Source organism: Oleiphilus sp. HI0132, from assembly GCF_001635845.1.
The window spans coordinates 1-926 of sequence record NZ_LWGJ01000494.1 but is presented as its reverse complement, the minus strand read 5'-3'; the positions used below and the strand labels follow the sequence as shown (position 1 = coordinate 926).

Annotated in this window: 1 protein-coding gene; it reads left to right on the top strand. The window is 45.0% G+C overall.

What is annotated here, in order from left to right; genetic code table 11:
- On the top strand, positions 1-859 hold an 859-nt coding region (locus A3766_RS05990), incomplete at its 5' end, for a Fe(3+) ABC transporter substrate-binding protein (protein ID WP_068641914.1).
- Positions 860-926 lie beyond the last annotated feature (67 nt).

Below are 926 nucleotides of genomic sequence, written 5' to 3'. Positions count from 1 at the left end.
TAATGTAGTTTTTGCTAAGAAAGGTTTAGCTGAACGCCTGACTCGTGAAGGACGCAACTCCCCTGCCGATTTAGTTTTCACTGTCGATATTGGCCGTTTAATGGAAGTGACCAACAAAGACTTGGTTCAAGCTGTTGAATCAGAAACGCTACAAAAGAATGTCCCGGTACAATATCGCGACCCAGAAAACCGTTGGTTTGGTTTAACGACACGTACTCGCTCTATCTATGCGTCAAAAGAGCGCGCTAACCTAGCTGACATTCAAAACTATGAAGACTTGAGCAAACCCGTCTGGAAAGGCCGTATCTGTACCCGAAGCGGCAAGCACCCTTACAACCTTGCGCTGATCGCATCAATGATCGCTCATCACGGCGAAGCAGAAGCAAAAACCTGGTTACAAGGTGTAAAAGACAACCTGGCGAGACGTCCTCAAGGAAATGATCGAGCACAAGTAAAAGCAATCAACGAGGGTATTTGTGACCTGTCACTTGGCAACAATTATTATTTCGGCAAAATGTTAAACGACAAAGCACAGGTTGCTTGGGCAAACTCTGTCCACCTAACCTTTCCTAACCAAGGCAACCGAGGCACCCACGTGAATATCAGTGGCGTAGCACTTACTAAACACGCACCAAACAAAGAAAGTGCAATCAAGCTAATGGAGTTCCTAACACAGGACTATGCGCAAAGCCTCTATGCAGAACAAAACTTCGAGTATCCGGTTAATACTAAGGTTGAACCATCGAGCCTGGTAAAGTCTTGGGGTTCCTTCAAGTCAGATACACTGCCACTCGCAGATATTGCTAATCTAAGAAAGCGTGCAGCACAGTTAGTTGATGAAGTTGCCTTCGATGAATAATGACTCTAGATAAGCTAAGGCCATGGCTTTTAGAAAAATAAACTAAAGCGGCACTATGCCGCTTTTC